The sequence below is a fragment of the Microtetraspora sp. AC03309 genome (genome assembly GCF_020826795.1).
GTDB classification, from domain to species: domain Bacteria; phylum Actinomycetota; class Actinomycetes; order Streptosporangiales; family Streptosporangiaceae; genus Microtetraspora; species Microtetraspora glauca.
In genome coordinates, this window is sequence record NZ_JADDIL010000054.1 from 55888 (window position 1) to 69252 (window position 13365).

The 13365-nt window shown below is 69.9% G+C and carries 13 protein-coding genes, 1 pseudogene and 1 riboswitch; of the genes and pseudogenes, 5 read left to right on the forward strand and 9 right to left on the reverse strand.

All coding sequences use genetic code 11. The features are described 5' to 3' along the window. Window positions 1–4: 4 nt before the first annotated feature. The 7 genes from IMZ11_RS27980 to IMZ11_RS28010 form a co-directional block, all read right to left on the reverse strand. Window positions 5–460 carry a PH domain-containing protein gene (locus tag IMZ11_RS27980; protein WP_061256726.1) on the reverse strand — a complete coding sequence of 152 codons (456 nt, stop codon included), beginning with the start codon at window positions 458–460 and terminating at the stop codon, window positions 5–7. A 115-nt stretch (window positions 461–575) separates the two neighbouring features. Continuing rightward, window positions 576–1055 (reverse strand): 6,7-dimethyl-8-ribityllumazine synthase, encoded by a 480-nt coding sequence (gene ribH / locus IMZ11_RS27985; RefSeq protein ID WP_228645389.1) that lies wholly within the window; start codon window positions 1053–1055, stop codon window positions 576–578. After that, window positions 1052–2272, reverse strand: coding sequence for a bifunctional 3,4-dihydroxy-2-butanone-4-phosphate synthase/GTP cyclohydrolase II (locus tag IMZ11_RS27990; RefSeq protein ID WP_228645390.1), 1221 nt, complete (start codon window positions 2270–2272; stop codon window positions 1052–1054). The genes ribH and IMZ11_RS27990 overlap by 4 nt, the downstream gene beginning before the upstream one ends. Further along, complete coding sequence (gene pnuC / locus IMZ11_RS27995; protein ID WP_061256721.1) at window positions 2269–2901, reverse strand: nicotinamide riboside transporter PnuC; 633 nt, start codon at window positions 2899–2901, stop codon at window positions 2269–2271. Before pnuC ends, IMZ11_RS27990 begins: the two co-directional genes overlap by 4 nt. Further along, a complete protein-coding gene (locus tag IMZ11_RS28000; protein ID WP_228645391.1) occupies window positions 2898–3506 on the reverse strand; it encodes a riboflavin synthase in 609 nt (202 codons plus the stop codon). Before IMZ11_RS28000 ends, pnuC begins: the two co-directional genes overlap by 4 nt. Window position 3507: 1 nt before the next feature. Then, complete coding sequence (gene ribD, locus IMZ11_RS28005) at window positions 3508–4743, reverse strand: bifunctional diaminohydroxyphosphoribosylaminopyrimidine deaminase/5-amino-6-(5-phosphoribosylamino)uracil reductase RibD (protein ID WP_228645392.1); 1236 nt, start codon at window positions 4741–4743, stop codon at window positions 3508–3510. Between the two features lie 139 nt (window positions 4744–4882). Then, a riboswitch (FMN riboswitch) is annotated at window positions 4883–5039 on the reverse strand. A 107-nt stretch (window positions 5040–5146) separates the two neighbouring features. Then, complete coding sequence (locus IMZ11_RS28010; protein WP_228645393.1) at window positions 5147–6121, reverse strand: oxygenase MpaB family protein; 975 nt, start codon at window positions 6119–6121, stop codon at window positions 5147–5149. Window positions 6122–6422: 301 nt separating this feature from the next. On the opposite strand from IMZ11_RS28010, the gene IMZ11_RS28015 reads away from it, so the two are divergent. The 5 genes from IMZ11_RS28015 to IMZ11_RS28035 are packed head-to-tail and all read left to right on the forward strand — an operon-like array spanning window position 6423 to window position 12386. Next, on the forward strand, window positions 6423–7430 hold the full coding sequence (locus IMZ11_RS28015; RefSeq protein ID WP_228645394.1) for an ABC transporter permease: 1008 nt from the start codon (window positions 6423–6425) through the stop codon (window positions 7428–7430). Between the two features lie 36 nt (window positions 7431–7466). Then, window positions 7467–9251, forward strand: coding sequence for an ABC transporter substrate-binding protein (locus tag IMZ11_RS28020; protein WP_228645395.1), 1785 nt, complete (start codon window positions 7467–7469; stop codon window positions 9249–9251). Window positions 9252–9308: 57 nt separating this feature from the next. Next, window positions 9309–10289 carry an ABC transporter permease gene (locus tag IMZ11_RS28025; RefSeq protein ID WP_228645396.1) on the forward strand — a complete coding sequence of 327 codons (981 nt, stop codon included), beginning with the start codon at window positions 9309–9311 and terminating at the stop codon, window positions 10287–10289. A gap of 10 nt (window positions 10290–10299) precedes the next feature. Continuing rightward, entirely contained in the window at window positions 10300–11358 is a 1059-nt protein-coding gene (locus IMZ11_RS28030; RefSeq protein ID WP_305075911.1) for an ABC transporter ATP-binding protein, read from the forward strand. Then, on the forward strand, window positions 11358–12386 hold the full coding sequence (locus tag IMZ11_RS28035) for an ABC transporter ATP-binding protein (protein WP_228645397.1): 1029 nt from the start codon (window positions 11358–11360) through the stop codon (window positions 12384–12386). Before IMZ11_RS28030 ends, IMZ11_RS28035 begins: the two co-directional genes overlap by 1 nt. 30 nt (window positions 12387–12416) lie before the next feature. On the opposite strand, the gene rpe is transcribed toward IMZ11_RS28035, so the two are convergent. Together rpe and IMZ11_RS28045 are read right to left on the reverse strand one after the other, a co-directional pair. Further along, a complete protein-coding gene (rpe, locus tag IMZ11_RS28040) occupies window positions 12417–13085 on the reverse strand; it encodes a ribulose-phosphate 3-epimerase (RefSeq protein ID WP_061256706.1) in 669 nt (222 codons plus the stop codon). A gap of 123 nt (window positions 13086–13208) precedes the next feature. After that, a pseudogene (locus tag IMZ11_RS28045) lies at window positions 13209–13365 on the reverse strand (rRNA cytosine-C5-methyltransferase); the annotation flags it as partial.

The following is a 13365-nucleotide window of genomic DNA, read 5'->3' on the forward strand; positions in this document are numbered from 1 at the left end:
CGCGTCAGTCGTGGTCGGGGGCCTCGCCGCGGGCGCGGATGAGGGCGCGCAGCTCGGAGACCGCCTTCCGGGAGCGCGCCTTCTCCGTTCCCTGGATGCCCATCGCGCCGACGCTGTATCCGTCGGCCAGGTCGAGCTTGGGCCAGGGATCACCCTCGGCCAGGTTCACGTCGAGCACCTCGGCCCACTCGAAACGGTGGGTCCGCAGCGCGTTGACGACCTTGATGCCCCTCTCGTCGGCCTCGACGCGGAGCCGGCCGAGCAGGTGCAGCACGGCCGCCACCGCGCAGCCGAAGAGGACCATGCCGATGCGGTCGGGCAGCTTGAACTGCTCGGGCAGGATCACGGCGAGGATCAGCGCGCCCACGACCATCACCGCGGCCATGCCGTACGCGATGACGCGGGCCCGCCTGGGGCGCCAGGTCACCGGCAGCGGAGGCGGCGTCATGTCAGCCGTCATGGCTCACCACCCACTCGCCGAGGGCGTCGTGGCCGGTCAGAGGGGCGTCTGAGAACTTCTGCATGATCACCGAACTGCGTTGGTCGGAAGGGTCGCATGCAAGCTACTGCATGGATCAGGTGCCCAGGAGCGCGGGGCCGCGCAGGAGGAGCGCGGTCTCCAACGCGGCGACCGTGGCCTCGTATCCCTTGTCCTCGTGGCCGCCCGGCACGCCGGAGCGGTCGAGCGCCTGACCGAGCGTCTCACAGGTGAGCACCCCGTTGCCGACCGGGGTGGACTCGTCCAGCGACACCCTGGTCAGTCCGGCCGTGACCGAGTCGCAGACGTAGTCGAAGTGCGCCGTCTCGCCGCGGATCACCGCCCCCAGCGCCACGACCGCGTCGCACCTGCGCGCCAGGGCCTGCGCCACGACGGGGATCTCCAGCGACCCGGCGACCCGGATGACGGTCACCTCCGCGCCGCAGTCCCGCGCCGCCTGCTCGGCCCGCTCGACCAGACGGTCGGTGATCTCCGCGTGCCAGCGGGCCGCGACGATGCCGACGGTCAGACCGCCCGCCTCGACCGGCGCCGCCTTCGGGCGTCCAGCACCGCTCATTCCGAGTCCTCCCTGGGGATGTCGTGGCCGAGGCGGTCGCGCTTGGCCGTGAGGTACTTCTCGTTGTACGGGTTGACCGCCACGGGCATGGGCTCGCGGCCGATCACCTTGATGCCGTAGCCGTCCATGCCGCGCACCTTCGCGGGGTTGTTGGTCAGCAACCGCACGGATTTCACGCCGAGGTCGGCGAGCATCTGGGACGCGTTGGAGAACTCCCGCGCGTCCACCGGCAGGCCGAGCTCCACGTTGGCGTCGACGGTGTCGCTGCCGTTGTCCTGCAGGCCGTACGCGCGGAGCTTGGCGAGCAGGCCGATCCCCCGGCCCTCGTGCCCGCGCAGGTAGACCACGACGCCTCGGCCGTCCTTGGCGATGGCCTCCATGGCGTGGTCGAGCTGTACGCCGCAGTCGCAGCGGAGCGAGCCGAGCACGTCACCGGTGAGGCACTCCGAATGCGCCCGCACCAGGACGTTCTCCCCGTCGTCGAGGTCGCCGTAGACGAGGGCGAGGTGCTCACCGCCGTCCAGGGCGCTGGAGTAGCCGTAGGCCCGCCAGACGCCGTACCGGTTGGGGATCCGGGTCTCGGCGACTCTGGCGACCATGCGCTCGGAGCGCTTGCGGTAATCGATGAGCTGCTCGATGGACACCAGCGCGAGGTCGTGCTCGTCGGCGAACTCCCGCAGGGCGGGCAGGCGCTTCATGGTGCCGTCGTCGTTGACGACCTCGGCCAGGGCGCCCGCCGGGGCCAGCCCCGCCAGCCTGGCCAGGTCCACCGACGCCTCGGTGTGGCCGGGGCGTACCAGCACGCCGCCTTCGCGGTACCGCAGCGGGAAGATGTGGCCGGGCCGGACCAGCTCGTACGGCTCGGTGGCCGAGTCGCAGAGGGTGCGGATCGTCCGCGCCCGGTCGGCGGCCGAGATCCCGGTGGTCACCCCGTCCCTGGCGTCCACGCTGATCGTGTACGCGGTGCGCAGGCGTTCCTGGTTCTCGTGGACCATCAGGGGCAGGCCGAGCCGATCCAGCTCGCCTCCCTCCATGGCCACGCAGATCACGCCGCTGCTGTAGCGGATCACGAACGCGACCAGCTCGGGCGTGGCCTTGGCCGCGGCGAAGATGAGGTCGCCCTCGTTCTCGCGGTGCTCGTTGTCGACGACGACGACCGGCTTGCCCTCGCGGATGTCGGCGATGGCCCGCTCGATCGGGTCCAGGCGGATGGTCATGCGGTGACTGCCTCCAGAGTGCGGGACTGGCGCAGCCAGTCGCGGAACCCGATCAGAACCATGACGAAGAAGACGGCGTAGACCGCGCCGGAGACGACGAGTCCCGACCGGAACGCCAGGGGGACGCCGACCAGGTCGACGGCGACCCAGAGCAGCCAGAAGTCGACCAGCGCCCGGCCCTGCGCCCAGGTCGCCACCGCGCTGCCGACGAAGATGTACGCGTCGGGCCACGGCGCCCACGACACGTCCAGGCCACGGGCGTTGAGGAACTGGAAGAGCAGGGCGACCACGACCGTCCCCGCGGCCAGCACGGCGAGCAGCGCCACGCGCTCCCTGGCGGTGGCCGACCGGATGGCCAGGGGGGCGCCGTCGCGCAGACGGCGCGACCAGCGGATCCACCCGTAGACGGCGAGCACGCCGAACAGCGCCTGCTTCAGCGCGTTCCCGGTGATGTGGGCGCTGATCGAGGCCGCGAACAGCAGCACCGCGCCGGCGAGCTGCACCGGCCAGGTCCAGATCGTCTTCCTGATCGCGAGCCAGACCGTGGCCAGCGCGCACACGTTGCCCACGAGATCGGCCCAGCGGACGTGCTGGCCGAGCACGCCGAAGCCCGCCTCCGCCCAGTTCACGGCCGGGTCCCCGGACCGTGCGCGCCGATGAGCTTCTCGACGTACTTGGCGATGACGTCGACCTCCAGGTTGACCGGGTCCCCCGGCTGCTTGCGGCCGAGCGTGGTCAGGTCCAGCGTGGTCGGGATCAGGCTGACGGCGAAGCCCCCGGAATCCACCCCGGACACGGTCAGGCTGACGCCGTCCACCGCGATCGAGCCCTTCTCGACCACGTACCGGTCGAGGGCGGCGGGGAGCGAGATCCGTACGATCTCCCAGTGCTCGGCGGGCTCGCGGGAGAGCACCACGCCGGTGCCGTCCACGTGCCCCTGCACGATGTGACCGCCCAGCCGCTGGTCGGCGCGTACGGCGCGCTCCAGGTTGACGCGGGACCCCGGCACCAGCACGCCGAGGCAGGAGCGGTCCAGCGTCTCCTTCATCACGTCGGCGGTGAACACGTCGCCCTCGACGTCGACGACGGTCAGGCAGACGCCGTTGACCGCGATCGACCCGCCATGGACGGCGTCGGAGGTGACGACCTCGCCGCGCACCGACAGGCGTGCCGAGTCGGCGAGCGGCTCGACCGCGGCGATCTCGCCCAGTTCCTCGACGATTCCGGTGAACATCTCAGTTCTCCTTCGATGGTGCCGGCCGGAGGGACGCGGCGGCGCTCCCGGAGCCCTGACGGCCTCCCGGGCGGAGCACGACCCGCAGGTCCGGCCCGATGGGGGTGACATCCTCGATTTCGAGGCGGTGGATCTCGCCGATCGTGGCGACCCCGGCCGGGCCGAGCGCCGCCGCCCCCGCCCCGAGCAGCGCCGGGGCGAGGTAGCCGACGACCCGGTCCACCAGGCCCTCCCTGACGAAGGACCCGGCGAGCCTCGGCCCGCCTTCGAGCAGCACACTCACGACCTGCCTGCGGTGCAGCTCGGCCAGGAGCGCGCGGAGGTCCAGCCCGTACGGCGTGCGCGGCAGCCGTACGACGTCCCGGAGGTGCGGCGGCACGCCGGCGTCTTGGAGATGCGGCGGCACGTCGGCGTCGCTCGCCACGGCGACCAGGGTGGGCGCGGGACCGGAGAGGACCCGGGCCCCCGCCGGGATCCGCCCGTCCGAGTCGACGACGACGCGCAGCGGGAGGCGCTCCGGCGGCTCCGCCTCCCCGGACGGTCTGGCGGTGAGCAGCGGGTCGTCGGCGAGGACCGTGCCGATCCCCGCGACGACCGCGTCGCACTCCGCCCGCAGGCGGTGTACGTCGGAGCGGGCCTCGGGCGAGGTGATCCACTTGCTGGTGCCGTCCTCCGCGGCGGACCTGCCGTCCAGGGTGGCCGCGAACTTCCAGGTCACGTACGGCCGGCGGGCCCGGACGGAGGTGAGCCAGGCCGCGTTGCCCCGCTCGGCCTCCTCGGTCAGCACGCCGGTGTCGACCCGGACGCCGCGTTCCCTGAGCCGGGTCACGCCTCCGGCGGCCACGGGGTTGGGATCGGTGACGGCGACCACGACCCGGGCGACGCCCGCGGCGAGGAGCGCCTCCGCGCACGGCCCGGTCCTGCCGGTGTGGTTGCAGGGTTCCAGCGTCACGTACGCCGTGCCGCCCCTGGCCCGCTCGCCCGCCTCGCGCAGCGCGACGACCTCGGCGTGCGGCCCTCCGGCGTACGCGTGGAACCCCTCGCCCACGACCGAGGCGGCTGCGTCGAGGACGACGCACCCGACCACGGGGTTGGGGCTGGTCGTGCCGAGGCCGCGGGCCGCGAGCGCGATGGCGCGCCGCATGTGCGGGACGTCTCGGGGGTCCGCGGAATCCGTGGGATCCGTGGGATCCGTGGGAAACGCCTCATCGGCACGCGCGGGGATCTGCTCGCTCACCCCGGTCATTCCTCCTCGCCTGTGTCGCCAGGCGGGCCCCGGGGTGGATTGACGCGGCCACGCGTATGGCCACATCAACGGATGACGCCCTCACAACCTGCCCGGCATCGCCGGACGGCCGTGAATCGGCCCCACCCGTTCGCGCGCTTCCTCCCATCCGGACTATGACCGTCGGTCCTGGAATCGCACCAGGTCCACCGGCCGATGGCTTCGGCCGGGTCGCGGACTTCACCGCGTTCCCGTGAGGAACGGATGTCACCGCCGGTTCGGAATTTCACCGACCCCGGAGCACGCTTGCTCTCTGTCTTCGATGGTCGCGGACCCTCGTATGGGTTCGCTACCGCTTATCAGTGTGCCATGGCCGGGCAAACCGGTCCCAACCCACCCCCCAAAGGTTTCCCGATCAGGTGCGGACGCCGCCGTACGCGGCCATGACCTCCCTGGCCCGCCGCGCGGACGGCGAGTAACGCATCTGGGCGGGCACCAGGCCGAGACCCCGGTGCAGTGTCTTCAGTGTGGCGCTCGCCCACAGGTCGCCGAGCGGCGTGGCGGGCAGGCCGTACAGGCGGCGGGCCCAGCGGGGCAGCGAGGCGAAGGCGAGCATCATGATCACGGGGAACGCGGGCTTGAGCGCGGCCAGGCGGAGCGGCAACGGCGCGTTGAGCGACAGCAGCAGTGGATGCGACGCCTCGGGCACGAAGTAGAGACCCGGCCGCTGCGCCTCCATGTAGTCGCGCAGTTCGGCGACGGATCCGGGGACGTCGTCGCCGCGCAGCCCGACGACCTCGGCCGCGCGCCGCCACTCGGCCACGAACCGGTCGGCGTCGGCGTCGCTCAGGGGGACGCCCGCCCGGCGGGCCACCGAGAGGTAGGAGTCGACCTCGCCCACGTGGACCCAGCGGAGGGCGTCGGGGTCGTCGAGGCGGAACCGCTCGCCCCGGTCCGGATCGAACGCGGTCAGGGTGGCGTGAATCCGCCTGACCCTGGCCCCTGCCTTGGCCACCTCGGCGGTGGTACCGAACGTCCGCACACGGACGAAGTCGGTGGTCCGCTGGAACCGCGCCCACGCCTCGGCCGGATCGAGGAGCGCGGAGTTCTGCGTGACGCCGCGCATCGCGCGCGGATGCAGTCCCTGGAGCAGCAGCGCCCGGAACCCGCCGATCAGAAGGATCGGCTCGCCCATCACCCGCCAGGTCACCGACTCCGGCCCGAAGAGCCCGTTGTCGAGCCCGTCGCCGAGCCCGTGGTCCGGGCCGCCCGTACCGCCTGTGCCGCGCATGCCGGCCTCCCACCACGCGCCGAGAACGAAGCCGCCGGGCCCCGTACGGCCACCGGCCCCGCGATCGGCCTCCGGTAGGTACCCCAACAGGGCGATCACGACACCCGTGAAATCCGGATATCTCGGACTGCGCGCCGCTATTTCCGCATGTCTCGGTGATGTTGGAGTTGTGTCACGAATCTGTGACACAAATGCATTTACGTAACAGACATGATCGGGTACCACGTCTGCCCAGGTCAAGCATTCCCTCGGACACAAGCTGATTTACTTTGGGGCACAAAGTAGGCAAAAAATAGATGGCAGCGGTCTTCAGATTGACCTACGGAAAATAACTTGCCAAAGTTCCCTCAAGTCGGGCTTTCTTCCGATCTTTAATGTCCCTCCCGGGAGCACCTGCGCGATGACGATCCCTTCAGAGACCACCTCGGAGCCGGCCGCGGCGATCGCACCCGTCGCATCCGGCGGAGCCCCGGTCGGACGGTCCCCCGGTCAGCTGATGTGGCGGCGCTTCCGCCGGGATCCCACGGGCATGATCTCGGCGGTCATCGTCCTGTTCTTCATCCTGGTCGCCGTCGGCGCCCCGCTGATCTCCATGCTTTACGGCAAGGACCCCTACACGACGTACGGCCAGGACCAGCCGGGCCTGCTGAACGATTTCGGCTTCCCCGTCCTGCCCAACGGCGGCATCAGCTCGGAGTTCTGGTTCGGCATCGAGCCCGGCCTCGGCCGCGACGTCTTCATGCAACTCGTGTACGGCATCCGCACGTCGTTGCTGATCGCGCTGGCGGCCACCATCGCCACGACGGTGATCGGCATCGTGATCGGCATCGTCGCCGGTTACGTGGGCGGCAGGACCGACTACTTCATCGGCCGCGTGATCGACGTCCTGCTGTCGTTCCCCTCGACCCTCTTCATCATCGCGTTCATGCCGGTGCTGGAGAACCTGATGGTCAAGCCGGAGGAGGAGACGCCGGTCTGGCTGCGAGCGGCGGCCCTGATCATCTTCCTCACGATCTTCGGCTGGGCCGGACTGGCACGCCTGCTGCGCGGCAACGTCCTGTCCCTGCGCGAGCGCGAGTTCGTCGAGGCGGCCAGGGTCACCGGCGCCTCCCCCGCGCGGATCGTCTTCAAGGAACTGCTGCCCAACCTGTGGACCCCGATCCTGATCCAGTCGACGCTGCTGCTGCCCGCCCTCGTCACCTCCGAGGCCGCGCTGTCCTTCCTGGGCGTCGGCATGATCGAGCCGACCCCCGACTGGGGGCGCATGTTCCTTCGCGGAACCGAGGTCTACACCGACGACATCACCTACCTGATGTTCCCCGGCATCGCCCTGCTGATCTTCGTGGTCGCCTTCAACCTGCTCGGTGACTCCGTACGCGACGCCTTCGATCCCAAGATCAGACGCTGACCATCTCCGCCGCAGATCCCCCAGATTAGGAGCGATATGTCCATCCGAAAGCGGTCGACAGTGGCCGTTCTCGCCGTAGGCGTTCTGGCCCTCACCGGTGCCTGCGCCAAGGGCGGAGGCGGCGGGGCGCCCGCCAACAACGCCGCGCCCAGCGCCGCTGCGACCAACGGGCCGTCCGCCGAGTCGGCGCCGAAGGTCGCCATCGGCACGGCCGACGACTCCAAGGGTCCCGCGATCGCGCCGGAGGGCGTCGTCAAGGGCGGCACGATCAACATGATCGACCGCGACGACTACGCCCACCTTGACCCGGGCCGCATCTACACCAACGTCGAGGCCACCTTCGCCCAGCTGTACGTCCGCCAGCTCACCGGCTACAAGCGGGTCGGCAAGAACGACTTCAAGCTGGTCGGCGACCTCGCCACCGACACCGGCACGGTGTCCGACGGCGGCAAGACCTGGACGTTCACGCTCAAGGACGGCGTGAAGTGGCAGGACGGCAGCCCGATCACCTCCGCCGACGTGAAGTGGTCCGTCGAGCGCCTCTTCGCTGCTTACAGCACCGAGGGCGCCCCCTACGTCCAGCAGTGGCTGACGGAGGAGGACTACAAGAAGGCCTACAAGGGCCCCTACGACGGCAAGGACCTCGACGGCCTCGAGACTCCCGACGACAAGACCATCGTCTTCAAGTTCAAGGAGCCGCACGCCGACGCCAACTACGCGCTGGCGATGACGACGTACGGCATCGTGCCCAAGGCGAAGGACACCAAGGAGAAGTACGACAAGGAGCCCTTCTCCAGCGGTCCCTACATCATCGCCGGCCACGTCACGGACAAGTCGATGGAGCTGGAGCGTAACCCGCACTGGGACCCGGCCACCGACCCGATCCGCGGCGCCTACCCGGACAAGTGGCATCTGGAGTTCGGCTTCCAGTCCCTCCAGGTCACCGACCGGTTCATCGCCGACGCGGGTGACGACAAGAAGACGTTCAGCTTCTACACCCAGGTCGCGCCGGAGCGGCTCCAGCAGGTGCTGTCCGACCCCAACTTCAAGCCGCGCCTGATGAGCCAGTCGTCGCCGTACGCGAACTACTACTACTTCAACCTCGACCGCGTGACGGACATCAAGATCCGCCAGGCGATCAACTACGCGTGGCCGACCAAGCAGATCCAGCAGATCACGGGTGGCCCGGCCGCCTCGGTGATCGCCACCACGATCCTCAACCCGACCGTGTCCGGCTTCGAGGACTACGACCTCTTCGACAAGAAGGCCAAGCCGGAGGGTGACATCGAGAAGGCCAAGGAACTGCTCGCCCAGTCGAGCAACCCGACGCCGACCATCGTCTACGCCTACAACCAGACGCCCACGCAGGAGCGCGTGACCGTCGCGATCAAGACCGCCCTCGAGAAGGCCGGCATCAAGGTCGTCGCCAAGCCGCTCAACACCAAGACCTGGTACGACTCGGTCACCACGGTGAAGAACGAGTTCGACATGTACTGGGGTGGCTGGGGCGCCGACTGGCCCACCGCCGCCACGGTCTTCCCGGTGATCTTCGGCCCGGTCGTCGAGGGCGGGCAGAACATCTCCCACCTGAAGGACCCGGCCATCACGACGGAGATCAAGCGCATCCAGGGCCTGAGCGACGCCAACGAGGCCAACAAGGCCTGGGGCGCGCTGGACAAGACCATCATGGAGACCGTGACGCCGGCGGTCCCCGACCTGAACGACATCGCCAACTCCCTGCACGGCTCGCTGATCGGCGGTGCCGAGATCGACCCGATCAGCTGGGTCGTCTCCCCGAACACCATCTTCGTGAAGCAGTAACCCACGCCTCCGGGGCGCCCCTCATGGGGCGCCCCGGAGCACCGCACAGGAGCTCCAGTGCTTCGTTTCCTGACTCGTAGAAGTCTCGGCGCGGCGTTCATCCTGCTGATCGTCGCCGCCGTGACGTTCTTCCTCTTCTTCGCCGTGCCCGGCGACCCGGCCCGGCTGGCCTGCGGCAAGGTCTGCCCGCCGGAGACGCTCGCCCAGGCCAGGCACAACCTCGGCCTGGACCAGCCGATCTTCGTCCAGTTCGTCGAGTGGTTCTTCGGGATCTTCGCCGGCCGCGAGTACGAAGGGCTGGGGCACTGCCCGGCGCCCTGCCTGGGCTATTCGTTCGTGAACAAGGAGCCGGTCTTCAACACGATCGTCGACCGGTTGCCCGTGACGCTCTCGCTGACCGTCGGCTCGGCGATCGTCTTCCTGATCTTCGGCATCGGCACCGGCATCATCGCCGCGCTGAAGCAGGGCAAGCCCCTCGACAAGATCGCCAGCGTCTCGTCGCTGATCGGCGCCTCGGTGCAGATCTACTTCATCGGCACCCTCGCCATGTACTTCCTCGTCTTCCAGTGGCAGGTCATCGAACGGCCGCGCTACGTGCCGATCACCGAGGACCCCATCGGCTGGGCGTACGGCCTGATGCTGCCGTGGGTCGTCCTGGCGATCATCTTCACCGCCAACTACACCCGTATGACGCGCTCGACCATGGTCGAGCAGCTCGGCGAGGACTATGTCCGTACGGCACGGGCGAAGGGCATGTCCGCGCGCACGGTGGTGATGCGGTTCGCGCTGCGCGGCACGCTCACCCCCATCGCGACGATCTTCGGCATCGACCTCGCCGGCCTCATCGGCGGCGCGATCATCACCGAGACGACGTTCAGCCTGCAGGGCATCGGCCGCCTGTCGATCCAGTCGGTCAACAACAGCGACCTGCCCATGCTGATGGCCACCGTCCTGCTCGCCGCCGCCGCGATCGTCGTACTCAACGTCATCGTGGACGCGCTCTACGCCGTCATCGACCCGCGCGTCCGCCTCAGCTAGGAGCAACAGCTTGACCGCCGTCACGCTCACCGAGACAGGCCCGGGCCGCCGGGGCGACTCCTTCCTGTCCGTCCAGGACCTGCGCGTCTCCTTCTCGACCGAGGACGGGACCGTCAAGGCGGTCGACGGGCTCTCCTTCGAGGTCGAGAAGGGCACGACGCTCGGCATCGTCGGCGAGTCCGGCTCCGGCAAGTCCGTGACGAACCTCGCGATCCTCGGACTGCACAACACCGAGCACGCCGAGATCGGCGGCGAGATCTGGTTCGAGGACCAGGAGCTGGTCGGCGCGAGCCGTACGACCCTGGAGCGGTTGCGCGGCAACCAGATCGCCATGATCTTCCAGGACCCGCTGACCGCGCTGTCGCCGTTCCACACCGTGGGCCGCCAGATCGGCGAGGTCTACCGCAAGCACAAGGGCGCGAGCAAGCGCGAGGCACGCGACCGGGCGATCGAGATGCTCGACCGGGTCGGCATCCCCAACGCCAGGGTCCGGGTGGACGACTACCCGCACCACTTCTCCGGCGGCATGCGGCAGCGCGTGATGATCGCGATGGCGCTGGTCTGCGACCCCTCCCTGGTCATCGCCGACGAGCCGACCACCGCGCTCGACGTGACGGTGCAGGCCCAGATCCTCGACCTGCTCAAGGACCTCCAGGACCAGATGGGCACCTCCATCATCCTGATCACGCACGACCTCGGCGTGGTGGCCCAGGCGGCCCACAACGTGCTGGTGATGTACGCCGGCCGGGCCGTGGAGCGGGGCACCGTCCGCGAGGTGCTCGGCGTGCCCCGGCACCCGTACACCTGGGGGCTGCTCTCCTCGGCGCCGCGGCTCGGCTCGTCGGTCGACGTGCCGCTCAAGCCGGTGCGGGGAACGCCCCCGAGCCTGCTCAACCCTCCCCCGGGCTGCCGGTTCCACCCGCGATGCGACTACCTGAAGCAGGTCGGCCCCGACCTGTGCTCCACGGAGCAGCCGGAGCTGTCGCCGGAGACCGGACACGCCGACGCGTGCTACCTCACGCTGAAGCAGAAGCAGGAGATCTACACCGAGCTCATGGAAGGCCGCTGATGGAACCGCTGCTGGAGCTCAAGGGGCTCACCAAGTACTTCCCCGTGACCGGCGGCTTCGTCATCAAGCGCCAGGTCGGCAACGTGCACGCCGTGGACGGCGTCGACATCAAGGTGGGCGAGGGCGAGACGGTCGGCCTGGTCGGCGAGTCCGGCTGCGGCAAGTCGACGCTCGGCCGGCTGGCCGCCCGCCTGTACGAGCCGACCTTCGGCAAGGTGCTCTACCGGGGCCAGGACATCAGCCACGCCTCCCGCCGCGCGCTGAAGCCGATCCGGCCCGAGATCCAGATGATCTTCCAGGACCCGTACAGCTCGCTGAACCCCCGCCAGACCGTGGGCACGATCATCCGCAGCCCCATGGAGATCAACGGCATCAACCCGCCCGGCGGCCACGAGAAGCGGGTCAGGGAGCTGCTGGAGACCGTCGGACTCAACCCCGAGCACTACAACCGGTTCCCGCACGAGTTCTCGGGCGGCCAGCGGCAGCGCATCGGCATCGCCAGGGCTCTCGCGCTGAACCCCAAGCTGATCATCGCGGACGAGCCGGTCTCCGCGCTCGACGTGTCCATCCAGGCCCAGGTCGTCAACCTGCTCCAGGAGCTCCAGCGCGACCTCGGCATCGCGTTCCTGTTCATCGCGCACGACCTCGCCGTGGTCCGGCACTTCTCCCAGCGCGTCGCGGTGATGTACCTCGGCAAGGTCGTGGAGGTCGGCGACCGCGAGTCGATCTACGAGCGGCCCCGGCACCCGTACACGCACGCGCTGCTGTCCGCCGTCCCCGAGGCCACGGTGGACGACGAGCCGCGCCAGCGGATCCGGCTCGCCGGCGACGTGCCCTCCCCGATCAACCCGCCCACCGGCTGCCGGTTCCGCACCCGCTGCTGGAAGGCCCAGGACCGGTGTGCCGAGGAGGTGCCGCCGCTGATCCAGGTCGCGGGCAACCGCGAGGGCCACCTCACCGCGTGCCACTTCCCCGAGGCGCCCACGACGCACGGCGAGGACGTGGTGCTCGACCCCGCCCTCGCCTGACCGACCCGCCCTCGCCCGGGCCGACCGGGGCTACGACTGCTGGGCGCCGGCGGCGAGGGCCCGCAGGTCGCGTACGGCCTGGGCGGCGTCGTGCGCCCCGTAGACCGCGCTCCCGGCCACGAACACGTCGGCCCCGGCCTCGGCGCAGCGCTCGATCGTCTCCGCCGAGACGCCGCCGTCCACCTGGAGCCACACCTCGCCGCCGTGCTTCTCGATCAACGCACGGGCGCGGGCCAGCTTGGGCAGCACCACGTCGAGGAACTTCTGGCCGCCGAAGCCCGGCTCGACCGTCATCACGAGCAGCATGTCGATCTCGGGCAGCAGATCCTCGTAGTAGTCGATCGGCGTCGCCGGGTTCAGCGCGAACCCCGAGCGCGCCCCCGCCGACCGGATGGCGCGCAGCGTACGCACGGGCGCCTTGGCCGCCTCGGCGTGGATGGTCACGCTGCCCGCACCCGCCTCCGCGTACGACGGCGCCCACCGGTCCGGGCTCTCGATCATGAGGTGGCAGTCGATCGGGAGCGACGTCGCCTTGAGCAACGACTCGACGATGGGCAGGCCGAGGGTGAGGTTGGGCACGAAGTGGTTGTCCATGACATCCACGTGCAACCAGTCGGCGATGCCCTCCACCCGCGTCGCCTCGTCGGCGAGCCTGGAGAAGTCTGCGGACAGGATGCTGGGCGAGATCTGTACGGCCATGATGCCCGAGTTTAGCCGGGACCGCCCCTGGTCCCGCCCCTGGTGCCGTCGCGGAAACCCCCGCGACGGCACCCGCCTCAGCCGCCCGCGCGGCTCACCGCACCGGCGGCGGAGCGGCGCGCGTCATCGGCGGCGGAGCAGCGCGAGGAACATCGCGTCGGTGCCGTGGCGATGCGGCCAGAACTGGGCGTACGGGCCGTCGCCGAGGCCGGGAACCTCCGGGAGGAACTCCCTGGCGTCCAGCAGCTCGGCCCGCCCGGCCCCGCGCACATGTCGAGCC